16 protein-coding genes are annotated in these 23,577 nt (G+C 55.3%); 8 read left to right on the top strand and 8 right to left on the bottom strand.

Features of this window, described 5'->3' with window-relative positions; genetic code table 11:
• Positions 1 to 2: 2 nt before the first annotated feature.
• From C816_RS21170 to C816_RS21140, 7 genes are all read left to right on the top strand, one after another.
• A complete protein-coding gene (locus C816_RS21170; RefSeq protein WP_016324462.1) occupies positions 3 to 8,042 on the top strand; it encodes an S-layer homology domain-containing protein in 8,040 nt (2,679 codons plus the stop codon).
• A gap of 53 nt (positions 8,043 to 8,095) precedes the next feature.
• Positions 8,096 to 8,671, top strand: coding sequence for a hypothetical protein (locus tag C816_RS24090; RefSeq protein WP_207636972.1), 576 nt, complete (start codon positions 8,096 to 8,098; stop codon positions 8,669 to 8,671).
• Entirely contained in the window at positions 8,647 to 8,964 is a 318-nt protein-coding gene (locus tag C816_RS21160) for an HTH domain-containing protein (protein ID WP_016324461.1), read from the top strand. The genes C816_RS24090 and C816_RS21160 overlap by 25 nt, the downstream gene beginning before the upstream one ends.
• A gap of 597 nt (positions 8,965 to 9,561) precedes the next feature.
• Positions 9,562 to 10,602 carry a ParB N-terminal domain-containing protein gene (locus C816_RS21155; protein WP_016324460.1) on the top strand — a complete coding sequence of 347 codons (1,041 nt, stop codon included), beginning with the start codon at positions 9,562 to 9,564 and terminating at the stop codon, positions 10,600 to 10,602.
• A complete protein-coding gene (locus tag C816_RS21150) occupies positions 10,589 to 11,458 on the top strand; it encodes a DUF6551 family protein (RefSeq protein WP_016324459.1) in 870 nt (289 codons plus the stop codon). The genes C816_RS21155 and C816_RS21150 overlap by 14 nt, the downstream gene beginning before the upstream one ends.
• Positions 11,459 to 11,519: 61 nt before the next feature.
• Positions 11,520 to 11,702, top strand: coding sequence for a hypothetical protein (locus C816_RS21145; protein ID WP_016324458.1), 183 nt, complete (start codon positions 11,520 to 11,522; stop codon positions 11,700 to 11,702).
• A gap of 125 nt (positions 11,703 to 11,827) precedes the next feature.
• Positions 11,828 to 13,444: a recombinase family protein gene (locus C816_RS21140; protein ID WP_016324457.1), complete on the top strand. Its 1,617-nt coding sequence runs from the start codon at positions 11,828 to 11,830 to the stop codon at positions 13,442 to 13,444.
• Between the two features lie 106 nt (positions 13,445 to 13,550).
• Here C816_RS21140 and C816_RS21135 read toward each other — a convergent pair whose 3' ends face one another.
• The 6 genes from C816_RS21135 to C816_RS21110 all read right to left on the bottom strand — a co-directional run bounded on the left by C816_RS21135 (position 13,551) and on the right by C816_RS21110 (position 20,189).
• The gene (locus tag C816_RS21135; RefSeq protein ID WP_016324456.1) at positions 13,551 to 15,254 is read right to left on the bottom strand and encodes a recombinase family protein; all 1,704 of its coding nucleotides are present in this window, start codon (positions 15,252 to 15,254) and stop codon (positions 13,551 to 13,553) included.
• 1 nt (position 15,255) lies between these two features.
• Complete coding sequence (locus C816_RS21130) at positions 15,256 to 16,902, bottom strand: recombinase family protein (protein WP_016324455.1); 1,647 nt, start codon at positions 16,900 to 16,902, stop codon at positions 15,256 to 15,258.
• Between the two features lie 135 nt (positions 16,903 to 17,037).
• Complete coding sequence (locus tag C816_RS21125) at positions 17,038 to 17,304, bottom strand: DUF6870 family protein (RefSeq protein ID WP_016324454.1); 267 nt, start codon at positions 17,302 to 17,304, stop codon at positions 17,038 to 17,040.
• 110 nt (positions 17,305 to 17,414) lie between these two features.
• Positions 17,415 to 18,275, bottom strand: coding sequence for a DUF6551 family protein (locus C816_RS21120; RefSeq protein WP_016324453.1), 861 nt, complete (start codon positions 18,273 to 18,275; stop codon positions 17,415 to 17,417).
• Positions 18,272 to 19,273, bottom strand: a complete 1,002-nt coding sequence (locus C816_RS21115; RefSeq protein ID WP_016324452.1) for a ParB/RepB/Spo0J family partition protein — start codon at positions 19,271 to 19,273, stop codon at positions 18,272 to 18,274. The genes C816_RS21120 and C816_RS21115 overlap by 4 nt, the downstream gene beginning before the upstream one ends.
• Positions 19,274 to 19,871: 598 nt before the next feature.
• Complete coding sequence (locus C816_RS21110) at positions 19,872 to 20,189, bottom strand: HTH domain-containing protein (protein WP_040656484.1); 318 nt, start codon at positions 20,187 to 20,189, stop codon at positions 19,872 to 19,874.
• Positions 20,190 to 20,771: 582 nt separating this feature from the next.
• On the opposite strand from C816_RS21110, the gene C816_RS21105 reads away from it, so the two are divergent.
• Positions 20,772 to 21,131, top strand: coding sequence for a helix-turn-helix domain-containing protein (locus C816_RS21105; protein WP_016324451.1), 360 nt, complete (start codon positions 20,772 to 20,774; stop codon positions 21,129 to 21,131).
• 59 nt (positions 21,132 to 21,190) lie between these two features.
• Here C816_RS21105 and C816_RS21100 read toward each other — a convergent pair whose 3' ends face one another.
• Both C816_RS21100 and C816_RS21095 read right to left on the bottom strand, forming a co-directional pair.
• Entirely contained in the window at positions 21,191 to 22,870 is a 1,680-nt protein-coding gene (locus C816_RS21100; RefSeq protein ID WP_016324450.1) for a sensor histidine kinase, read from the bottom strand.
• Complete coding sequence (locus tag C816_RS21095; protein ID WP_016324449.1) at positions 22,867 to 23,541, bottom strand: winged helix-turn-helix domain-containing protein; 675 nt, start codon at positions 23,539 to 23,541, stop codon at positions 22,867 to 22,869. Before C816_RS21095 ends, C816_RS21100 begins: the two co-directional genes overlap by 4 nt.
• Between the last annotated feature and the right edge of the window lie 36 nt (positions 23,542 to 23,577).

The following is a 23,577-nucleotide window of genomic DNA, read 5'->3' as shown; positions in this document are numbered from 1 at the left end:
ACATGATTTTCGGCACAGCCTACGCCAGCGGCGGCGTGGACTACACCATGCGTGCGCCCTCGGCGGGAAGCGGTTTTACTGGTTCCGGTAATTCTAAGCGCGGCATTCCGGAAAGCAACGAGTGGGATACGATTTTGAATAAGTCAGACGAGTATATTAAAAACTGGAGTGGGGCATATTCCTGGGGGCAGGATACCAGTTCATTTTACACATCGAGTCGTGCGATTCGGGGGTCTCTCTCGGCCCGCTTCTGGAGCAACAGCTCTGCTACGACTCGGGACGTGCGCGTCGGTTTTCGCCCCGTCCTTGAACTCCCGGCCCCTGACGCTCTGACCTCTGGCCTGCAAGTTGTCACGTTGGATTTGAACGGCGGCAAAGCCGGAACGTCCGACACGGCGTCCGTCAATATCGTGGTCAAGTCCGGCGAGAGCTTCACCGCCCCCAGCAGCGAGGGCCTGACCGCTCAATGGAAGGAATCTTTTCCTAATTGGACAGACAGTTCTGGAAATGTCTATGAGCCGGGAGACACAGTTCCCGCCGGGGTGACAGAGTTGACCGCGCAGTGGAAGTCTCTGCCCCCACGTAACGTAACCGTGCAAACCAGCGGAAACGGCACAGCTTCCGCTTCCTTGAACTCTGCGATTCCGGGAACAGAAATTATACTGACCGCCGAGGCGGACAACGGCTACTGGTTCGAGGGATGGGCGGTTATATCCGGCGACGCGACAATCGTTGACAACCGCTTCACCATGCCCGCTGAAAACGTGACCATCAGAGCGGTTTTTGTAACGGAACGGATTTCCGCCCTCACCCCCGGTGAAACCTACTGGTTCGACCTGTCCGGGGCGGAGATTCCCGGAACGGTAAACAGTGCCGTGCCGGACGCCACCCTCCATTGGGTGCCCTTTACCTATGCGGGGGCAGTCAATGCTTATAGCCGTACTGTTGAGGGTGTCAGCACGGACGATTCAGTATCTCCATACCCCCACAACCTTTTCATTGCGGACTACAATGTAACCCATTCCGTAACCTGGAACGAGTTGAACAATAAAAACATGATTTTCGGCACAGCCTACGCCAGCGGCGGCGTGGACTACACCATGCGTGCGCCCTCGGCGGGAAGCGGTTTTACTGGTTCCGGTAATTCTGAGCGCGGCATTCCGGAAAGCAACGAGTGGGACGAGATCTTGAATAAAAATGCTGGATATATCAATAACTGGCGTAATATGCTCTCATGGGGGCAGGACACATATGCTGATAATTCATCGAATCGTGCGGCGCGGGGGTATCGTTCGGCCCGCAGCTTCGGCCACTACAATGCGACGTATCGGATTGCTTATGTCGGTTTTCGCCCCGTCCTTGAAATTCTGGACCCTGACGCCCTGGGCTCTGACGGTCTAAACGTTGTCACGCTGGATTTGAACGGCGGCAAAGCCGGAACGTCCAACGCGGCGCAGAGCGGCCCCGTCTACATTGTGGTGAAGTCCGGGGAGAGCTTCAAAGCCCCCAGCGGCGAGGGCCTGACCGCCCCGGAGGGGAAGGGGTTTGATGCCTGGAAAGACGGTGACGGTACGCTATACCAGGCGGGCGAGGATATTCCGTCCACAGTAACAGCCCTGACCGCTTGCTGGGCAGCGCTGCCCACGATTACGGAGCAGCCCCAGAGTATAACTGTTCGCGCAGGGGAAGCGGCGACCTTTACCATAGCCGTCAGCGACGCAGGCCCACTCACCTATCAATGGCAAGTAAGACAGGGCGGCGCTTACGGCTCTTGGGAAGATATTCCCGGCGCGACAGAAAGCAGTTATACCATAACTGCGGCAGCCACGAGCATGGAGGGCTGGAACTATCGGTGCGTTGTTTCCAACAGATATGGAAGTCTCACAAGCGACGCGGCCTCGCTTATTTTGGATATGTTCCCTGCCCTCACCCCCGGTGAAACCTATTGGTTCGACCTGTCCGGGGCGGAGATTCCCGGAACGGTAAACAGTGACATGCCAGACACAACCCTCCATTGGGCGCCCTTTACCTATACGGGAGCGATTAACGCCTATAAGCTGACAAGCGAACAAGCGACCACCCAGGAATATGCCGACACTTCCCGATACGACCACAGCCTGTTTATCGCGGACTACAACGTAATCCATTCCGTATCCTGGGACGATCTGAACAATAAAGGCATGATTTTCGGCACAGCCTACGCCAGCAGCGGCGTGGACTACGCCATGCGTGCGCCCTCGGCGGGAAGCGATTCTACTGGTTCCGGTGATCGCGAGCGCGGTATTCCGCAAAGCAATGAGTGGGATAAGATTTTGAATAAGTCAGACGAGTATATCAAAAACTGGAGTGGGGAATATTCCTGGGGGCAGGATACCAACTCATCTAGCACATCGACTCGTGCGGTTCGGGGGTCTCACTCGGCCCGCAACTGGAGCTACTACACTGCTACGAATCGGTTCGTGAACGTCGGTTTTCGCCCCGTCCTTGAACTCCCGGCCCCTGACCAACTGGCCTCTGACAGCTTGAAAGTTGTCACGCTGGATTTGAACGGCGGCAAAGCCGGAACGTCCAACGTGGCGCAGAGCGGCCCCGTCCGCATCGTGGTGAAGTCCGGCCAGGCTTTTGCGGCCCCCAGCGGCGAGGGCCTGACCGCCCCGGAGGGGAAGGGATTCGCTGGCTGGGAAGACGGTAACGGTACGCTATACCAGGCGGGCGAGGATATTCCGTCCACAGTAACAGCCCTGACCGCTTGCTGGACAGCGCTGCCCACGATTACGGAACAGCCCCAGAGTATAACTGTTCGCGCAGGGGAAGCGGCGACCTTTACCATGACCGCCAGGGATACGATCCCGTTTACCTATCAATGGCAAATAAGCCGGGGCGGCGCTGACGGCCCTTGGGAAGATATTTCCGGCGCGACAGAAAGCAGTTATACCATAGCTGCGGCAACCGTGAACATGGACGGCTGGTATCGGTGCGTTGTTGCCAACAGATATGGAAGTCTCGCAAGTGACGCGGCCTCGCTTGCTTTGATACAGTTCCCTGCCCTCGCCCCTGGCGGCATCTACTGGTTCGACCTGTCCGGGGCGGAGATTCCTGGAACGGTAAACAGTGCCATGCCGGACACCACTCTCCATTGGGTACCCTTTACCTACGCGGGAGTGGTCAACGCCTATAAGCTGGCAAGCGCACAAGCGACCACTCAAGAATATGCCGACACTAACCGATACGGCCACAGTCTGTTTATCGCGGACTACAATGTGACCCATACCGTACCCTGGACTGAGTTGAACAACAAAAGCTTGATTTTCGGTACACCGTACACCAGCGGCGGCGTGAGCTATACTATGCGCGCACCGTCGGGGGGGAGTGACAGTACTGGTTCCGGCAAGAATGTGCGTGGAACTCCACAAAGCAACGAGTGGGACATGATTCTGAATAAGTCAGACGAGCACATCAAGAACTGGGATTGGATAGGCTCCTGGGGACAGGATAGCACTAGTACGTCGTCTCGTGTAAAACGGGGAGGGTATGGCTCAAACTCGGCCCGCCGTATGGTCAGTTCCCAAGCAACTGGGGGGAGCGCACAGTCAGGATACCGGCCCGTCCTTGAGCTCCCGGCCCCTGGAACACTGGGCTCCGGGCTGCGCGTTGTCACGCTGGATCTGAACGGCGGCCGAATTGGGGGGACCTGGGGGAGGAGCGGCCCCTGCGACATCGTGGTGAAGTCCGGGGAGAACTTCAAAGCCCCCAGCGGCGAGGGCTTGACTGTCCCGGACGGGAAGCCTGCGCTCAGCGGGTGGAAGGGCGATAATGGCGTGTTATACAGCGCGGGCGATAATGTCCCGTCCACAGTGACAAAGCTGACCGCCCTGTGGGGCCTTGACTTAGCGGACGCCGCAGTCACAGTCTCCAACGATGGGCTTACATACAACGGACAGGCGCAAACGCCCGCCGTCACCGTGACCCTGTACGGCAAAACGCTGACCCAGGGCACGGACTACACCGTATCGTACTCGAACAACACCAACGCCGGTACGGCCACCGTTACCCTCACGGGAACGGGTTCCTGTTCGGGTACGGCGGAAACGACCTTTGAAATCGCGCCAAAGGAAATCACCGCCGCGCTTACCGGAACGACCAGCAAAACTTACGACGGCACCACGGAGCCTCCGGCGGGATTATCCCTCACGCTGACCGATGTTGTCAGCGGAGAGAGCGTAACCGCTAAGGCGGCGAATATTTCCTATAACAGCGCCAATGTGAATGAGGCGAATACGATCACCGCCAGCGGAATCACCCTGACTGGGGCGGACGCAGGCAATTACCGGCTTGCCTCCTCCACTGCCTCCGTGGCGGGGACCATTACCAAGTCCCAGCCAGCAATCGCGTTCAACAGCGGCTACAACCCTGACAAAGCCTACGACGGCCAGGAGGTTGGCACTCCGGCAGCAGGTGATCTCACCATTACCGGCGCGGCCTTTGACGATGTACGGTTCACCTGGGATGCTGCGCCCCTCAACGCCGGGACCTACACCCTCACGGCTACGATTCCGGCAACAGACAATACTGAGACGGCTGTTGCCACCAAAACCGTGGTCATCAGCCGCAAGGCGGTCACGCCTACCGTCACCATCACGCCGGACAGCTACGAGTACACCGGCTCCGCCATCCAGCCTAGCGGGGATGCAGTCAAGGCGCTGGATGGGGATAAAGAGATTGCTTCCACCGAATACACGCTTTCCTACGGCGAAAATATCCACGTTGGTATTGGCACCGTGACGGTCACGGACGCTCCTGGCGGCAATTATGAGATCGCCGAGACTACCCAAAACTTCACGATCACCAAGAAACTGCAAGACACGTTGAGCATCACCGGCAAGCCGGGAACCACCGCCTACGGCGATACGTTTCAACTGACCACCGGCGGCGGCTCCGGCGAGGGCGCGGTAACGTGGAGCGTCACCGGCCCCGCCACTGTGAGCAGTACCGGCGAGATTACGATCACCGGCGTGGGCAGCGTCACGGTCAAGGCGGTCAAGGCTGGCGGCGGCAATTATGAGGATGCCGAGGCCGCATTGACCTTTGAGGCGGCGAAAAAACCTGTCACCGCCGTTGTGACCGCCGCCAATAAAACCTACGATGGCAGCACCAGCGCCACCGTGACCGCAGAAGTGACAACGGGGCTTTTGGCTGGCGACAGCATTACAATCTCCGGCGTGACGGGAGCTTTTGCCAATGCCAACGCTGGAGCGGGCAAGACGGTCACAGTGGACAGCTCCGGGGCCAGTATCAGCGGTGCCAACGCTGACAAGTACCAGATCAATTTCCCTGCAAGTACGACTGCCGGTATTGAAAAGGCCAACGCTTCTATTGCGACTGCTCCAGCTGGCAAGACCGGGCTAACCTACACAGGAGCGGCCCAGGCGCTTGTCACGGCGGGAACCGCCAGTGTTGGCGAAGTGGTGTATTCCCTGGCAGAAACGGGAACTTACTCCACGACCATCCCCACCGGCACCAACGCAGGCAGCTACACAGTTTGGTACAAGATCGCAGATACGGACAACTACAACGGCACCGCCCCCGTGAAGGTGGATGTGACTATTTCCAAGGTGAATTACACCGGTGAGAAAGCTGGCAGTACATCCGGCAAGTACGGCAGAGAAAAGACCTATGATCTCAAGAATCTGCTGCCGGAGGGCTATGTGCTGGGGACAATTACCACTACGGATACCAACAGCATCTTTGAGGGCACTCCCACCGTGAGCGGCACCATACTGACCTATAAGCTGGCGGACAACGCAGGGGTAGGAAAAACCGGCACGATTACCATTCCCGTGATCAAATCCACCAATTACAACGCATTTAATCTGACGATCACCGTCACCGTGACGAATGTGCGAATCCCCACCCTGACCGTCAATCCCATTTCCGTGACCTACACCGGCAGTTCGGTGAGCAGCAGCCAGATCACCGGCACTGCCACGCTGGACGGACGGACCATTGCGGGGAGCTGGAGCTTTGCCGGAGGGCAGGCCCTCACTAACGTGGCCGACAGCGGGGTCAAGAGCGTTGTGTTCACCCCGACGGATACCGGAGAATATGGCACTGCTTCCGGTACCGTCACCGTGACCATCCGCAAGGCTACGCCCAGCCTGACCCTCACGCCGTCCCCTGTCACTCTGCCCAACGGCGGCACGGTGACGCTGACCTTGACCGGCCTCCCCTCTGGCGGTTCAGCCGGTATGACCTGTTCCGAAGCCAGCATTGCCGTGACGAAGGGGAGCGGCAATACCTGGACGGCGGAGCTGCCCGCTGGCGGCGCGTCCTACACCTTCACCGCCACTTACACTGGGGATGGGAACCACAACGGTACGACAGCGAATTGCACCGTCAGCGTGGATAAAATCAGTCCCACGTTGAAACTCTCCCCATCCTCTGACACTCTGCTTGGCGGCGGTACGGTGGTGCTGACCCTGACCGGCCTGCCCTCTGGCGGTTCGGCCACCGTGACCTGCTCTGGCGGCATCACCGTAGCGAAGGGAACAGGCAACACCTGGACCGCCACCCTGCCCAACAGCACCGCGACCTACACCTTTACGGCCTCCTATGCGGGGAACAACAGTTATCATCCGGCAAACGCAGTCTGCACCGTGGAGACAAAGGAAGTAATCATCCTGCCGGACCCGCCCGCCGACGATGGCGGCACGAAATTTGAGCTGGTCATGGAAACCGGCATTTCCCAGGTTCCTGCCGGATTGAAGGACATTGAAACGCTGAACACTCCCGAAAGGCTGGAGACGGCTATGAGGACAGAGATCACCCAGGCCACATCCGGCATCCCCCAGGCCAATACCGCCGTCTATAATGTAACGCTGATGGTCAGCACAGACGGAGGCGTGACCTGGACCCCGGCCACGAAAGACAATTTTCCGACCGGGGGCCTGACTGTCACCCTGCCCTATCCCAGCGGCACCAACAGTAGCTACCGCTTTACCGTAGTGCATATGTTCACTACCTCTGATTTTGGCAAGACCCCCGGTGCTACGGAGGTATTTACCCCGGACAAGGTGAAAAACTCGGCCCAGGGAATACAAGTTGTCGTGACCGGCCTGTCCCCGATCTCCGTAGGCTGGACGGCCCCCGCGACCACGCCTGATCCTTCCACCGGCGGCAATCATGGCGGCGGTGGCTGGAGTTCCAGCGCCTACGCTGTCACCGTGGAGAAAGCGGAGCATGGCAAAGTGTCCTCCAACCGTGTCAATGCCAGCGGCGGCAGTACCGTCACCCTGACGGCTGCCCCGGACAGCGGCTATGTGCTGGATACCTTGACCGTCTCTGACAGCCTGGGAAATAAAATCAAGCTGACGGCCCAGGGCAGCGGGAAGTACACCTTTACCATGCCCAGCAGGGCCGTAACGGTAAAAGCTACTTTCGTGCCTTTGCCGGACGATACGCAAAAGCCCTGTGACGGCGGCGCAAGCTGCCCCTCCCGCAGCTTCACCGACCTGGGGAGCGTGGGGACGTGGTATCACGAGGCGGTGGACTACGTTCTGCGGCATGGGCTGATGGGCGGCTATGGCAACGGCCAGTTCGGGCCGGATAACCACCTCTCCCGCGCCCAATTCGCCCAAATCCTCTTTAACAAAGAGGGCAGGCCGCTTGTCGATTATTTGCTGCAATACGGCGATGTGCCGGAGGGCGCGTGGTACGCTGGGGCTATCCGGTGGGCCACCAGCATGGGAATCATTGGCGGCTATGGCAACGGAATGTTCGGACCCGACGACCCCATCACCCGTGAGCAGCTGGCGGTCATGCTCTGGCGGTACGCTGGAAGCCCCGCAGCCACGAATAAGGAGCTGCATTTCAGCGACGAGAGCGAGATCAGCGGCTATGCCATGGAGGCCCTGCGCTGGGCTGTGGAGAACGGCATTTTGAACGGCTACGGCGACGGGCGGTTAGGTCCCCAGGGGCAGGCCACACGGGCGCAGGTGGCGCAGATGTTGAAAAACTTTATCGAACATCTGGAGGAAGCTACCTGAAAAATAAGTGACCCCGCGAAGAAATCTTAATACTACCCACATTTTTCTACTGTTTGAATCCAGTGTATCAAGCTGCGAAAGGCGGCAAGGGAGCAGAAATCCCTTGCCGCCTTTTCTTTTTTGCCCCTTCTGGCGGGAGGACACGCTATAAACAGATCAAATTATGCGGATTAAGGCCGCAAAGCGGCGGCGGCAACGCCCGCCTGCTCTCTATATGTTCAAAAAACCGCAGACAACGGTCTTGTTGTCTGCGGTCCTTTTTTTCCTCGACAGTTTTCTACAAAATCCCCTGTCAAACGATAGGGAATTTTGTAGAAGCCTATCGAAAAAAGGCGGCAGTTTTTACGGCCTATCCGTTTCCTCGTTTGATTTTGGAGAAAAAAGCAAAAATCTTTTTCTTCCGGTCGGGAAATGGTATGCCGCCCGCGCCCCGCCCCGGAAATCTGAAGCTGGACCCTAAGAACATTCAGATTTTCGGAGGTAAGAAAATGGCGGAAATTACACGTCCAAAAATTTTTCAAAACTTTTTTCTAAATCACCAAGTGAGCCTTGGTGTATTCCTGTTAGGATTGTTTATAGGGCCGGAGAGGAAGGGGGTGAGTACATGGGCGTATACGAACGCCGCCTGATGATCGTGGAAATGCTATCCGTTGCAAAGCGGATTACATACCATTATCTGGCGCAGGAACTCAGTGTTTCCGTGGAAACCATTCGCACGGACATTATCGCGCTCATGTGCATCTACCCTATTGAGATCACCCGTGGCCGCAACGGTGGCGTTAAGTTGGCGGATGGCTACCCTGTCCGCCGTAAACTGCTGGGGGAGGAAGAAGCTGCGCTGCTTATGGATTTGAGGGCGCAGCTCACGGGCGAAAAACTCAAAATGATGGATAATATCATTCTTCAACTCGCAGCCCATTAACCCACTGGCAGCACCTTGACAAACAGCGGGACAAGCTCCCGTTCATAATCAGTATGTAAGTGCTGCATCCTGCATTAGCCGCACAATCGCCAAGACTACCTGCGGGTCGGGGACGAACGAAAGGGGGTGGACCCTCGTTCCCTGCCCGTCAAAACGATCTCATCAAAGGTACGAGCGACACCTGGGCGGCTGTCCGGCGTTGGCAACGCCGCAGACGCGGGATGCACCGCAAACACCCGTATCGCAGGGTAAAAGGGAGATGCTGGGGGAACGGCCTGGGCAGCTTAGTCACCTGCCGCCACCGTCTGCTGGCATCGCGCCGCCGCGCCATGGCGGACTTACATACTCCCGTGCCGGGGGTGAGCAGCAAGGCGGTCATGCCGCCTGATAATACGGCACACATTTTTCAGGAAGGGCTCACAAGGGAACCCGCACCGGTCACGATTCCTCACAGAACGAGGACACAGCCAGGACCGGCGCGGGGCATCCCGCCCATTGGCCGGATGCAAGACCCGGAGCCATAGGTATACTGCGGCCCCAGGTGTTCCATTTGGCAGGATGAACGATAACACGGCCATGGGTCGGGGAGGTGAGAATATGAAAATTTCAATATTTCAAATCAAAGTCAAAGATGGACGGCGTGAGGTGGACCCGGGGGCGGTGTATGAACTGGCAGACAGCATTTCAAAGGTAGGGCTGCTGAATCCCATTACCATCGACCAGGACTATGCCTTGATTGCCGGACTGCACCGGCTGGAGGCGGCAAAGCGGCTGGGATGGCTGGAGATCGAGTGTACGGTCAAGAATTTGGACGGCCTGCTGGCACAATTGGCAGAAATTGATGAAAATCTGGTTCGTCGAGGGCCTGACTGCATTGCCCAAGGCGAACTGCTAAACAAGCGAAAGGAAATCTATGAAGCTCTAAATCCAGAAACGAAAGTCGGCATTTCCCAGGCAAATGGAATGAATTTCGCAGTTGGGAATAACGTGAGCGCGCCAAGCGCGCTCACGTCAAAATCATTCGTGAGGGATACTTCGGAAAAAACAGGCATTTCAAAGCGAACTATTGAAGAAAATCTTCAACTTGCAAGGGATTTAACGCCAAAAGCAAAACAAACTATTCAAAGCGCAAACGAAAAGGTCAAGAAAAAAGATATGCTGAAACTCTCCCGTCTTACCCCGGAACAGCAGGAAGAAGCAGCCAGCCAACTGGCGGCGGGCACGATTCGCTCAGTGGACGAATACCACCCTTCCCCGGCAGAGCCGGGGGGCGCAGAGGAACAGCACCAGAAGATGCCGCCGGAACCGAACCTGCCAGCGCCGCCGCCAGAGTCCCCCGAACCGGCTTCTGCCCCGGAGGGCCGCTGCCCTTCCATTCAAGAGCTGGCCGCTGACTTGAAGAACCCGGACAAGGACCGCCGCTGCACCCCGGACAGCTTTCTCGTAACATTCTCGTATTTTCTGCAACGGTTCTGCCAGAGCATGGAAAACTACACTGGCCAGGAATATGACGCGGTTTTGCCGGTCCTGACGCGGGAGCATCTGGAGCAGATTCGTCAGAAGGTGCGGTTTGTTCATGAGACTTTAGATGAAATGTATCAAAAAATTGAAAGGATGGCACAAAATGAAGCGACATAAGAAAACCCCTTCTGCCCCGGAACGGCAGAAGCAGGAAAATCCCCGGCAGACTACATTCGGCGGCATGATGGACGGCGTACAGTGGGAGGAAAAGATTCTCTCCACCGCAGACCTGTACTCTGGTCAGCCCTACCAGCGGCCCGTGCTTGACCGCGTGGTGGATAGACTGGTGCGGCATTGGGACCCCTGCCTGCTGACCCCGTTGGTGGTCAGCTACCGGGATGGCCGCTATAATCTGGTGGACGGGCAGCACCGCGTCTGCGGCGGCAGGAAGAAAAACAGCGGGAAGGACGTGGATATGCTCTGCCATGTCTACTACGGCCTGACCTATGAGCAGGAGGCGGAATTGTACTACAAGCTGGATCAGGCCAAGGGACACCTGCGGCTTTCCAGCGCGACCAAGGCCCTGCTGGAATCCGGCAGCAACGCGGAAATCGTGGATGTGAAGCGGCGGATTGAGGACGCGGGCTTTGTGTGGGCGCTGGACAAGCCCACCGGCGAACCCTTTGAGATCATGTCCACCCGCGCCGTTATCAGCGCCTACCATCTGTTGGGCGGTGCTGGCTTCTCCCGGATGCTGGAGCTGATCGCTCAGACGTGGCGCGGAGCGCCCGGTTCTCTCAAAGCCTCCATGCTCTCCGGCATGGCCTTGTTTCTCAAAACCTATGAAGCGGAGCTGGACGACGCCGCTTTTATCAAGCGGCTGTCCCTGGCAGACGCGGATGAGATCATCCGGCGGGGCAAGATGGATTTCTCCACCAATAAAGCCGCGCTCCGCTTCGCCCGTGTCATTTGGGACAAGTACAACAGCCAGCAGCGCGGGGGCCGCAAGCTCCCCTACCGCTTCAAGGGCTGATATTACATGCCGCCGCAGACAAAAAAGTCTGCGGCGGTTGCTTTTACAAGGAGGTCAACATATGCCCGATATGTGGAACGAGCAAAAAACGGTGGTGGACAACCATGCAGAGCAAGGCTACCGTCTGAAAATTGGACGAGACATTATTCATGTGGTCAGTGTGTTCACCGGCACTAAAACCGCCAGCGAAGTCATCCATGAGGCGGCGGTCAAGAAGATTCTTTTTGAGAAAACGGCGGGATAGGTCCCGCTGAAATTTTTGAAGCAACAGGCGGCGCAGCTTGACTTTCGCACTTTAATGTGTTACACTGTTCCTGACAGTCGTACATAAACCCTGTTGTTTCTCTGGCTGATAAGGAGGCAGTTTCAATGAGAGAACAACAGAACTATCGTGCCGCCATCTATTGTAGATTATCTTCCGAGGATGGGGCCGATCACGAATCCATGAGTATTGGAAATCAGAGGGCTTTGTTGGCCGAATATGTAGCAAAACAGGGCTGGGAAGTTGTGGACACCTATATTGACGATGGTTTTTCCGGTACGAATTTCGACCGTCCTGGGTTTCAGCGGATGATTGCGGACATTGAGAAGGGCCGCATCAATCTGGTCATTACCAAGGACCTGTCTCGCCTGGGCCGCAACTATATCCTCTGCGGTCAGTACACGGAAATTTATTTCCCGGAGCGCCACGTTCGCTACATCGCCCTGAATGATGGAGTGGACACGCTGAACCAGACCAGCAGCATGGACATTACCCCTTTCAAGCACATCCTGAACGATATGTACGCCAAAGATATTTCCACCAAAATTAAGTCCACGCTCCATGCCAAGGCGCGGCGCGGCGAGTACCTGGGGGCGTTGGACCCTTACGGCTACCTGCGGCATCCTGATGATAAACACAAGCTGATTATCAATGAGGAAACTGCGCCCATCGTCCGGCGTATCTTTGAGATGAGCGCGGCGGGGATGGGGTCCCGGAGCATCTGCACGGTGCTGAATGAGGAGGGCATCCTGTCTCCTGCCGAGTACGCCCGGTTCCGCAAGCACGACCCCGCCAGGGACGGTGAATTTGTGCGGAAGCGGTTTTGGGGCCAGACGTATCTTCGCTCCATTTTGAAGAATGAGATGTATGTGGGGTGCATGGTGCAGGGGCGGCAATACACACCGTCTTACCGGAGCAAGAAGCGGGAGCCGATCCCCAAAGAGGACTGGATCGTTGTTCCCGATATGCACGAGCCAATCATTTCGCGGGAACTGTTTGATGAGGCGCAGAAGAAAATGCAGGCACGGAAAAAGGTTATCAAGCCCCTTGATGAACCCCGCCTGTTCTCCGGTCTGTTTTACTGCGAGGGCTGCGGGACGGCCATGCGGCAGCATACCACCTCCAACGGAAAGTACACCTACTTTATTTGCGGAAAGCACCACTCCATTGGAAAGCTGGCTTGCTCCAGCCACTACATCAATTACGACACGTTCTATCAGGTTATCCAGGAGGACATTCGCCGCAACGCGAAGTTGTTCAGCGAGGACAGTGAGCGTGCGGCGCAAAAGCTGATGGAACTGAAATGCGCGGACGAGCAGAAGCAGGCGGCGAAGATGAATCGTGACCTTGCATCCGCAAAGAAGCGGCTGGCCGATCTGGATGTGAAGCTGAAACGGACCTACGAGGACAATATGAACGGCAAATTGCCGGACCATATCTTTTCCATGTTTATTGCGGATTATGATGCGGAGCGGGCTGGGCTTAGATTGTCCATTGCTGATATGGAGAAAGCGTTGGAGAAGGTGCGGGACACGAAAGCTGATATTGACCGCTTTGCCAAGCTCATTCAGAAGTACACCAGCTTTGAGGAACTGGACAGGTTCATGCTGAACGAGTTGATTGACCGCATCACGATTTACGAAACGCCGGGGATGGGCCGCAACCGCATCGGCAAGGAAAAGACCATCACTATCTATTACAAATTCGTTGGAGCGATTCAATAGCAAAAAACGACACCCCTTCCTGGTGTCGGATATAGTTTTTCACCTGTATACAAATTTGAACTGTCATCATCCGAGGACAAGCGGATATATTTTGCGGTGATAACGCTCATGCGGACACCGCCTCTCCCTCTGCCGCCAGCATCTGGAGCAGGGCGTTGTATTCGTCCCGGTAGCGCAGAGTGATGGAAACTCGGTTCGCCCCATCAATCTCCACCCGGTCAATCAGAGCGTGAGCCATGGCCTCCGTCAGCGCGGTTTCTTCCTTGAATTGACCGCAGGCGGTAAGCCAGGGGTTTTCCGTGGTCCGCTGCCGCTCGTCCCTCTGCCGCTGTTCCAACTCATCCAACCGGGCCTGCGCCTGTTCCATATCAGAGCGGTACTGCCGCTTCATTTCCGTGTATTCCTGCTCGGTCATCAGCTTGTCGGCGTAATTCTGGTACAAGCTATCATAGAGCATTTCCGCACGGCTGAAAGCCTGTTTTGCGGCGGCGATCTCCCTCTTGGCCTCCGCCTCCCGGCTGACCGCCTTTGCGGATTTACTGTACTGGCGTACCAACTTGTCCAGATTTTCAGCCAGCGCGATCTCACGCCGCAAGGTATCCCAAAGAATTTCAATCAGCTTCGTCTCATGGAAATACTTCTTGGGGCAGGAGGCCAAATCATTAGAGTGGCTTTGACAGATGTAAACGTAGTAAAGGTTTGTTCCCTTGTTCGTAACACATTTGTAGCGCACCAATGGACGGCCACAGTCAGCACAGAAGATCAGGCCCCGCAGGATATTGGGGATCGTCCCCAAGGCGTCATGACATCCAAGCCGCTCCTTATAGGCGCTGCTGGCCTCTACGGCCATTTTCTGAACCGCACGGAAGGTTTCTTCATCCACCAGCGGCTCATGGGTGTCGCGGACGATCACCCACTCGGATTCCGGCACATAGTAGGGCTTTTTCCCCTCGGAGAAGCCGGACCGCTTGCGTCCCTGGACCATGTGACCCAAGTAGACCTCGGCGGTCAGGACTTTTTTTACGGAGGCTATGGTCCACCGGGAATTGGCATAGGATTCGCACTTTGCCGCCCCCTTCAAGCAGAGATACCGTCCGGGGGAAGGGACTTCCTGCTCATTCAATGTCCGGGCAATCCGCTGATAGCTCATCCCCGTCAGACGCAGGGAGAATATCTCACGCACCACCGGCGCAGTCTCTGGGTCCAGCTCAATCCGGTGGGCATTACCGGCACACTTCTGGTAGCCGTATGCCGCCCATGAACCGATGAACTCTCCTTTCTGTTGCTTGGTCGAAATGGCCGGAAGAATCTTCCTGGATATGTCCTTGCTGTAAACGGCGTTCATGATGTTTTTCAGCGGCACTATGTAGCCGTCCTGGGTCCGCTCGGCGGTCAGCGTGTCAAAATTGTCGTTGACGGCGATAAACCGCACGTCCAAGAGCGGGAAAATCCGTTCCAGATAGTTGCCGGTTTCCCGGTAGTTGCGGCCAAACCGGGATAAATCCTTCACCACAATGCAGTCTACCTTGCCAGAGCGAACATCCTCCATCATCCGTTCAAACTCCGGGCGGTCAAAGTTCGTTCCCGTCCGTCCGTTGTCGCAGTAAAGGTCATAGAGCCGCATATCCGGCTGGCCGTCAATGTAGCTTTGAATCAATTCCCGCTGTGTGCTGATCGTGTCCGCTCCGGGCTTTCCGCTGTCCTCTACCGACAAGCGGGCATAGCCGCCCACCTGATAAATCCGGCGGGGCTGTTCCGCTTGGACAGCTACCGGCAGGACGGGATTGACCTTGCGTTTCGTCCGCGCCATTTCAGACCGCCTCCCTTCCGGGAAGGGTTCCCTGGGCCTGCCGCAGCAAATCCATCTGCCAGTGAAATTCATCGTGCCAGCGGTAGACGATCTCCACACGGCGGTCACGGAAAATCAGGATACGCTCAATCAGCGATACAATGATGGTACGGTCCAGAGCGTCAATGTTCTGGTGCTTGCGGAACTGCTCCATCCAGCCCCGGCCCTCCGAAAAATTGCCCATTTCCCGGCTCATTTCCTCTTGGATGGCCTCGGCCTGTTCCTCCGCCTCGGCACGGCGGCGGGAGTAGGTCTTTTTCAAATCCTGGTATTCGTCCCGGTTGATCACGCCGTCAGCGAGGCTTTCATAAAGGGAGCGCAAAAGGGCCTGATTGCGGTCGATTTCTTCCCGTTTCTTCTCCAAACGGCCTTGCAGCTTTCGCATACCCGCTTGCTGAAGCTGGGCCGTGTCGGTCAGTTCCAGCAGGTCAGAGAGGTCGATCACATCCTGGATGTATCTTCTCAATGCGTCCAGCACGATCTCATCCAGCGTTTCCACCCGCATGGAGTGGGAGAAGCAGCGCTTTTCGTTCTTGTGCGCGGCGCACACATAGTACACATACTTCTTCTTGGCGGTGGGGACGGTTTTTCGTATCATGGCCCCGCCGCACTCGCCGCAGTAGACCATGCCGGAGAACAGCTCCACCGCCTTGCCGCTGACGCTGGTGCGCGTATCCAGGGCAAGCACCTTCTGAACGCTTTCAAAGTCATAGCGGTCAATGACCGGCTCATGGCAGTTCTCCACCACCGCCCATTCTTCGCGGGGCTTCACCACCAGCCGCTTCACCCGATAGCTGGGGGTGGTCACGCGCCCCTGCTCCAACACGCCGATGTAGACCGGATTTTTCAGAATCCGCAGCACCATCCCGGCATCCCACACGGATTCCTCTTTCAGCCGGAAGGACGTAGAGTAGCGCATCCCCTGGGACCGCTTGTAGTCCATAGGCGTGGGGATGCCCGCCGCTGTAAGGCGGTCGGCAATATCGCCCGCGCTGATTCCTTCCAGCTTCCACTTGAACATATCCCGTACCACACCGGCGGCGTATTCATCTACCAGCAGGCGGTGGCGGTTCTCCGGGTCCTTCCGGTAGCCAAAAACAGCAAAAGAGCCGATGAAATCTCCGCGCTGGCGTTTGATTTCAAGCTGGCTCCGTGTTTTCACCGAGGTATCCCGGCAATATGCCTCGTTTATGAGGTTTTTGAACGGGATGACCAGCTCATCAGATTCCACGTTGCTGTGCAGACTGTCATAGTTGTCGTTGATTGCGATAAAACGCACACCAAGGAAGGGAAATAACTGTTCCAGATACTCCCCCACGCCCAAGTGGTCCCTGCCGAAGCGGGACAAATCCTTGACCACGATGCAGTTGATCTTGCCAGCCTTGACCTCGGCCATCATCTCACGAAAGGCCGGACGGTCAAAATTGGAACCAGTGTAGCCGTCATCCACTTTCATGCCGCACTCCCGCAGCTCCGGGTGGCGCGCCATATAGTCACGGATCAAATCCTTCTGACCCGTAACGCTGTTGCTTTCCTCCTTGTCGCCGTCCTCGCGGGAAAGGCGAACGTAACCGCAGGTATTCCATACCTGTTCATCGGAAATTTTCATATTCTTCTCTCCTGATCGTTAAAGTCAATCAGCAAAACACTTTAGCAACCAGGGGAGCGCCGGTTTGTCCTGTTGTCTATCACATTAACATAACTTCCGGCTAATGTCCAGAGTGTTTTGCAAAAAAGTTTCCTGTCAGCATTTTGAGCGTATGTAGGAGAGCATCCGGTCCTCCAGGGTCACGTCCGTGTCGGTGAAGCTGACCTTCACCACATATTTCCCGTGACGGTAGCAGTAGGGGTTGCCGATTTGCCGGATGAAATCCAGAATCCGCTCCCGCTTGGGCAGGTCGGTATTGACCTTCACATCCCGAATATCCCGCAGTCCGGCGGGGTCCACCGTCCGAATGTCCACATTCTGCATGGCTCTGACCTGTTCCTCGGTATAAATTGGCTGTTCCATGTACTTCCTCCCCTCTGGTCTAAACTATGCTTGCGCGGCTTGTCCCCATTCCAGACAGCCGGCAGCGAGCCGCCGCAGACTGTTCCCAGCCTGCGGCGATTTGTGATGTATCAGCCCTTAAAGCGGTAGGGCAGCTTTCGGCCTCCGCGCTGGTGGCCGTTGTACTTACTGAGAATGACACGGGCAAACCGCAGGGCGGCTTTATTAGTGGAGAAGTCCACCTTGCCCCGCCGTATAATCTCATCCGGGTCAACGGCAGACAGCCGCTTGATAAACGTCTGGTCCACCAGCTCCGTCTCATAGGTCTTGACAAACAGCGCCATGCCGGAGAAGATGGACCCTTTGAGAGAGCTGGGGGTTCCATGCCACGCTCCGGCAATCAAACCCAGCATCCGGGAGAAGGCCGCGCCGCCCAGGAGCCGGTAAGCGTTGATGACGGCGCGGGTGGTAGCAATTTCAAATGGTTCCCCGGTGGGCCGGTCCAGCGCCCAGGTAAAGCCAGCGTCCTCTATCCGCTGTTTCACATCAATGATCTCCGCATCCGCGCCGGATTCCACCAGAGCCTTGGTAGCGTGGCCCAGCCGCAGTTTCCCTCTGGTCCGGTCCAGCATATAGTACAGTTCGGCCTCCTGCTCATAGGTCAGGCCGGTGTAGATGATGCAAGGGACGATCACATCCCCGCCGCCCGCCATCCTCCGCATCGCGGCGATCCGGTGCTGTCCGTCCACCACATTGAAATTGCCGTCCCGGAAGCTGACCACAATGGGGGTCAGCAGGCAAGGGTTCCACTTGGCGATCAGCTTGTCCACATCCTCCGTCTCCACAGGCCGCTGATAGGGCAGGCCGGAGGTCAGCTTGGCGGTGGAGAGATCACGGCTCACGCCGGGGTTATGGTACTTTACTTCGGGGATGGTGGTCTGCTGCTCCAGGGGTTCCTTTTTGGAGGAACTGCGCTTTTTCCGATAGCTCATTTGTTCATATTCCTTTCCATTAAATTCAATAAATCCTCCATGGCGGAGGAAATGGTCGCAAAACGCTGACGTACAAAATCAAATTGCACCGGAGATATGTCTGGGAAAACGACTGTGCAGAAGGGGTCGCTATACCACGCGAAATTCTTGTGGAAGGTGTCTACAAAGCCGTCAATATCTGCCAGCAGCGTGTCCGGGTTATAGCTGCAATCTTTATTGGGGTTTTTGAGGTCGGCTATGGATTCCTCTATGCTGGCATAATGCTTATCGCCCAGAGAGTAGGGAACAGAGGGTACAGTCGGAGCCGCTGGCGGCGATTCCGGTTCCGGGGGCGGCGGTTCTTCCGGCTCTGCCGGGGCGGGATGGTACTCGCCCATGGATTTGATTTCCCCCGCCGCTAACTGGCTGGCTGCGTCCTTCTGCTGCTCCGGTCCCAGCCGGGACAGCTTCAAAGCATCCTTCTTCGTGATTTTGGTTCCGGTGTCCCGGATAATGTCTTTTGCCTCGGAAGTCAGATTTTTTGCGGTTTGAATCTGGCGTCTAATGGTGCTGGGGTCCACACCTAATTTTTCAGCCGTATCATCTACAAAAGATTTTTCAGAATCAAATGTGCATTTTGCACTTTTGATTTTTTCGCTCTTGCGGTCACCACCATGCTTTGTCTCCGGGTGGAGAGCTTCATAAATCTCTTTCCGGCGCAGAAGCAGATCACTGTACTCCACGGCGGATAAGCCCTTTCTGACCACATTTTCGTCAACCTCCGCCAGCTCTGCCAGTAAGCCCTCCAAACTGCTGACATTACACTCAATCTCCGTCCAGCACAGCAGTTTTGCCGCTTCCAGCCGGTGCAATCCGGCGATCAGCGTATGCTCCCGGTCAATGGTGATGGGGTTGAGCAAGCCCACCTTGGAAATACTGTCCACCAATTCCTGCACTCCCTCCGGGTCTGCCTCCCGCCGTCCGGCGTTGATCTTGATCTCACTGATTGGAACAAGCATATTTTCACCTCCCTGGCCTCGGCCTGTTATCGTTCATCCTTACCGGATGGAACACCTGGGGCCGCAGTTGGCCTATGGCTCCAGGTCTTTCATCCGGTGGGCGGGAAGGGCCGCGCCGGTCCTGGCTGTGTCCTCATTCTGTGAGGAAATGTGACCGGCGCGGGTTCCCTGGAATACCCTTTCAGAAAAATATGTGCCGTATTATCGGGCGGCATGACCGCCTTACTGCTCTCCCCCGGCACGGGAGTATGCAAGCCCGCCTTTGGCGTGGCGGCGCAGTGCCAGCAGACGGTGGCGGCAGGTGACTAAGCTGCCCAGGCCGTTCCCCCAGCATCTCCCTTTTACCCTGCGATACGGGTGTTTGCGGTGCATCCCGCGTCTGCGGCGTTGCCAGCGCCGGGCAGCCGCCCAGGTGTCGCTCGTACCTTTGATGTTATCGTTTTGACGGGCAGAGAGCGGAAGGGATCACCTCCTTTCCTCCGGCCCTGGCCCGCAGGTAGTCTTTGCGATTGAACGGCTGATGCAGGATGCAGCACTTACATACTGAATATGAACGGGAGCTTGTCCCGCTGTTTGTCAAGGTGCTGGGGGATATGCGTTAAGGAGCAAAAAGGCGAAGGATGCTGTTGAGCGTATTCAAATCGTCTCCATCAAGCTGAACTCGCAGCCTAATAAGTAATGCGACCTGCTTTTTGTTAAGGGTTCTGCGATGGAGATAATATCCATCCGCAACCCTTACGCCTCCACCGTATCCTCTGGAAGTCTCAATGGGGTAAGAGCACATGAGTATCGCTATATCACGGCGAATCGTTCTTCTGGAAACATTGAACTCAAAGGCCAGATTGTCGTATGTATCGTGCCTTCTGCGGCACAGTACCTCTAACAACTCCTGCCGCCGTTCGCTCGGACTGCTCATGCGCTCACCCCCCTTCGATGCTCCTGGGGAGATGCTAAAAAACTTATGGGACAGCTTTTGTCCCATTCCCCAAAGTTTGTAGAGGAAATTTTAGACACTCGAATTTTTTGCATTGCGCTCCCTCCGAAAATCTAAATGTGATGGACTTTCAGATTTTCGTGGAGGCCCACGGCACCGGAGGATGCAAGCGTATTTCGATCTAAACCGACAAAAGAAACCGCCAGAGAGCTTCCTATACTCTCTGGCGGTTTGTCTCCCTGCCGGATTATCAGCAGGATAACACGTTCTAAAAAGGTCAAATTTTGCGGTTTTTATTCTAGGGTAATCCTCATGGGGGACAACAATTTTTTTGGTGAATCACCAAATCTGTTGTAAACAAGAAAAGCACCCATGATTTCCTCCAACGGACTAATCACAGGTGGATGCACGATAAGCCCCTGCTGTGAGAGCCGTTTTTTTATGGCCACTCAACAGGGGTTCACTATTTCATATAAAGAGTAAGATTTTACCTATTAAATAGGAGCTATTCGGGAATGTAAATATGAAAATCGGTAAGATAGAATATATCCGAGGTGATAAACTATGCCGATGGATATTCGCACATATTTGGGCAACCGGGTCCAACAGGCAAGAAAGGCTTACAAACTAACACAGCAAGAACTTTCTGACCAAACCGGCGTTTCGATCAAGATGATTCAAGGCATTGAACACGGGAGTGTTAATCCGTCCTATGGGATTCTTTTTCCGATTGTAAATCGCTTGGGCCTTACAACAAGTAACCTGTTCAATGTAGAGCCAGACGAAAATGAGGAAGAAATCAACCGTTTCCTTGGAAAGTTTAGGGCTTGCAGTCGTGCTAATCAAATGGTGTTGCTTAATATGCTGGACTTTCTTGCAGAACAGTTACTTGGGCTTCAAGAGGGAAATAATGAAGATCATTAAATAAGCCAGCAGGACAAGAACAATCTTACCTCTGCTGGCCACACTTGAACGGTTGTTTTTCAAGTTGGGGGAAATACAATAGTAATTGTAGTTCCTTCCCCAACCTGACTGCATAGGTTGATTGTTGCGTTGTGATATTGTGCAATATGTTTAACAATCGAAAGACCTAGCCCGGTTCCGCCGGACGCTTTTGAGCGGCTCTTGTCCACTCGGAAGAACCGTTCAAACACCCTGGACTGGTACTCCGGCGGGATACCAATTCCGGTGTCTTTTACTGTAATTGATGCACCTTTTACATTGTTAGAGACAACGATCTTTACAGTTCCGCCCTCAACATTGTACTTAATGGCATTATCACAGAGGTTAAAGATCATTTCATATAAAAAACTGCGCACACCATTTATGCAGATATTCTCACCTGAAACCAAGACATTAACACACTTCTGCGCGGCAGTATCGCTAAGGGTGTCTGTCACATTTTTTGCTACTTCAAAGAGGCCCACGCTCTCCTGGGGTAAAACCATGCCTTCGTCAAGTTGAGAGAGGTGAATAATATCCTCTACCAATGTTACCAGCCGTGCGGCTTCTGTGTGGATAAGGCCGGAAAAATGGGGAATATCGTCTTGTTTGACCATCCCGCTTTTTAACAGTTCCGCACTGCCCAGGATGGATTGCAGCGGCGTTTTCAGCTCATGGGATACGTTTGCGGTAAATTCCCGGCGATTCCGCTCCGCAAATGCCTGTTCCGTCACATCAAAGGCCAACAGCACCGTTCCAACAAAGGCCTCCTCCGATTCGATCCGGCTGATGTCAAATTGAAACTCCCGCCCGTTTCGCTCCGACCTAACCTCACTGTGTCCTTCGGATACTGCTGTTTGTATGGCGAAGTGCAGATCACGGCTTCGATCTATGGTCAGAAAATCCTGTCCATTGCAGGATGTTTCCACTCCAAAAACTTGCTGTGCCGCTGGATTGATGCTTAGAATTTTTCCTGCATTGTCAAGAAGAACCAGACCCTCTTTCATGTGACTGGTCACTTGTGCAAATTCATCTGTCTGCTTTTTCAAGCTGTGAAGTTGTGCGGCAATCTGCTGACGCTGCTGATGGATGCGGCTGAGAAGGGGCGCTAATTCTTCGTAGGCGTTATTCTCCAGCGGATGATCCAGGTCCAGTGAATTAAGGGGCTGGACGATTTTCTTGGACATCCAATTTGCAAGGACAGCAGAGAGAATGACTGCAAGAATCGCTACCAGCAGAATAGGCTGGAGCATAACCAGAACCAGCGCCAATACCGTCACCTGCCGGATGGAGATGCGCAGCACAGTTCCGTTATTCAATGCCCTGGCATAGTAGAGCGTCCGCTCTGTGAGTGTGGTGGAGTAACGGATGCTGCTGCTTTCACCTTTCGCAAATGCTTCCCGAACCTCAATGCGATCTCCGTGGTTTTCCATATTTTCTGCGGAATCCAGCGTGTCGAAAAGGACTGTGCCATCAGACGCAATCCAGGTCAGGCGGTAGTCCGGGGTCCAGGTGTAGCGGTAATCGCGTTCTGACAGGTGTTCTAAATAGTCCTGTCCGTTTTCCTCCACCGCATAAGCCGCAAGCCGCAGTTCGTCTTTTAACTGCGCCTCTTGAACGGAACCGAAGTAGTCATACAAACATCCCATGACAATGACGAGGTTTGCCAGCAGTACCGCCGCCGCTACACACAGGATGGACCGAAAGATTCTTTTGGTCATGGTTTTACCTCCAGCCGGTAGCCGACATTACGAATCGTTTCAATCATTGCTCCATAACTTCCCAGCTTCTGCCGCAGGGTACGGATGTGCATATCCACAGTCCTGGTTTCACCGGAATAGTCCGAATCCCAGATGCTGGTCAGGAGTTTTTCTCTGGTGAACGCAACACCGGGGGAGGACATAAACAGGCGTAGCAATTCAAATTCTTTATAGGTGAGGGAAACCCGCTCACCGCCCGCCATGACGGTATGCTCCGCCAGATCGATCACCAGATCGTTTGCAGCCAGGATCTCTGGATTCTGCCTGGGGTGACACCGGCGCAGTACCGCTTTGACCCGTGATACCATCTCCATCATGCCGAAGGGCTTGACCAGATAATCGTCCGCCCCCAGGTCCAGGCTCTGAATCTTATCGTACTCTGCTCCCTTTGCCGTTGCCATGATGACCGCGATCTCACGGGTCGCACTGGATTCCTTCATCAGCTTCAGCAATTCAACACCGCTTTTTCCGGGCAGCATGACATCCAAAATAACAAGCTGGGGTATTTCTGTGCGAATCGCCTCCAAGAAAGAATCGCCATCCACAAAACCCCTGACCTCGAATCCCGCGCTTCGTAACGCATAGAGTTCAAGGCTCTGGATGCTTTCATCATCTTCTACGCAAAAAATCATGTTCTTTCCCCCTTTCCGAGCGAGATTATCATACCA

It is taken from the genome of Oscillibacter sp. 1-3 (assembly GCF_000403435.2).
GTDB lineage: Bacteria > Bacillota > Clostridia > Oscillospirales > Oscillospiraceae > Oscillibacter.
Note: the sequence above shows the minus strand (reverse complement) of the source record. Positions and strands in the feature narration are given on the sequence as shown.

What these genes read in the sequence shown, in the direction of transcription:
- C816_RS21095 (WP_016324449.1), bottom strand. Translation starts at nt 23,541, where the DNA reads ATGATTTTTTGCGTAGAAGATGATGAAAGCATCCAGAGCCTTGAACTC.
- C816_RS21100 (WP_016324450.1), bottom strand. Translation starts at nt 22,870, where the DNA reads ATGACCAAAAGAATCTTTCGGTCCATCCTGTGTGTAGCGGCGGCGGTA.
- C816_RS21120 (WP_016324453.1), bottom strand. Translation starts at nt 18,275, where the DNA reads ATGAGCTATCGGAAAAAGCGCAGTTCCTCCAAAAAGGAACCCCTGGAG.
- C816_RS21110 (WP_040656484.1), bottom strand. Translation starts at nt 20,189, where the DNA reads ATGAGCAGTCCGAGCGAACGGCGGCAGGAGTTGTTAGAGGTACTGTGC.
- C816_RS21135 (WP_016324456.1), bottom strand. Translation starts at nt 15,254, where the DNA reads ATGGCGCGGACGAAACGCAAGGTCAATCCCGTCCTGCCGGTAGCTGTC.
- C816_RS21160 (WP_016324461.1), top strand. Translation starts at nt 8,647, where the DNA reads ATGGGCGTATACGAACGCCGCCTGATGATCGTGGAAATGCTATCCGTT.
- C816_RS21125 (WP_016324454.1), bottom strand. Translation starts at nt 17,304, where the DNA reads ATGGAACAGCCAATTTATACCGAGGAACAGGTCAGAGCCATGCAGAAT.
- C816_RS21105 (WP_016324451.1), top strand. Translation starts at nt 20,772, where the DNA reads ATGCCGATGGATATTCGCACATATTTGGGCAACCGGGTCCAACAGGCA.
- C816_RS21115 (WP_016324452.1), bottom strand. Translation starts at nt 19,273, where the DNA reads ATGCTTGTTCCAATCAGTGAGATCAAGATCAACGCCGGACGGCGGGAG.
- C816_RS21140 (WP_016324457.1), top strand. Translation starts at nt 11,828, where the DNA reads ATGAGAGAACAACAGAACTATCGTGCCGCCATCTATTGTAGATTATCT.
- C816_RS21155 (WP_016324460.1), top strand. Translation starts at nt 9,562, where the DNA reads ATGAAAATTTCAATATTTCAAATCAAAGTCAAAGATGGACGGCGTGAG.
- C816_RS21130 (WP_016324455.1), bottom strand. Translation starts at nt 16,902, where the DNA reads ATGAAAATTTCCGATGAACAGGTATGGAATACCTGCGGTTACGTTCGC.
- C816_RS21150 (WP_016324459.1), top strand. Translation starts at nt 10,589, where the DNA reads ATGAAGCGACATAAGAAAACCCCTTCTGCCCCGGAACGGCAGAAGCAG.
- C816_RS21145 (WP_016324458.1), top strand. Translation starts at nt 11,520, where the DNA reads ATGCCCGATATGTGGAACGAGCAAAAAACGGTGGTGGACAACCATGCA.
- C816_RS21170 (WP_016324462.1), top strand. Translation starts at nt 3, where the DNA reads ATGATTTTCGGCACAGCCTACGCCAGCGGCGGCGTGGACTACACCATG.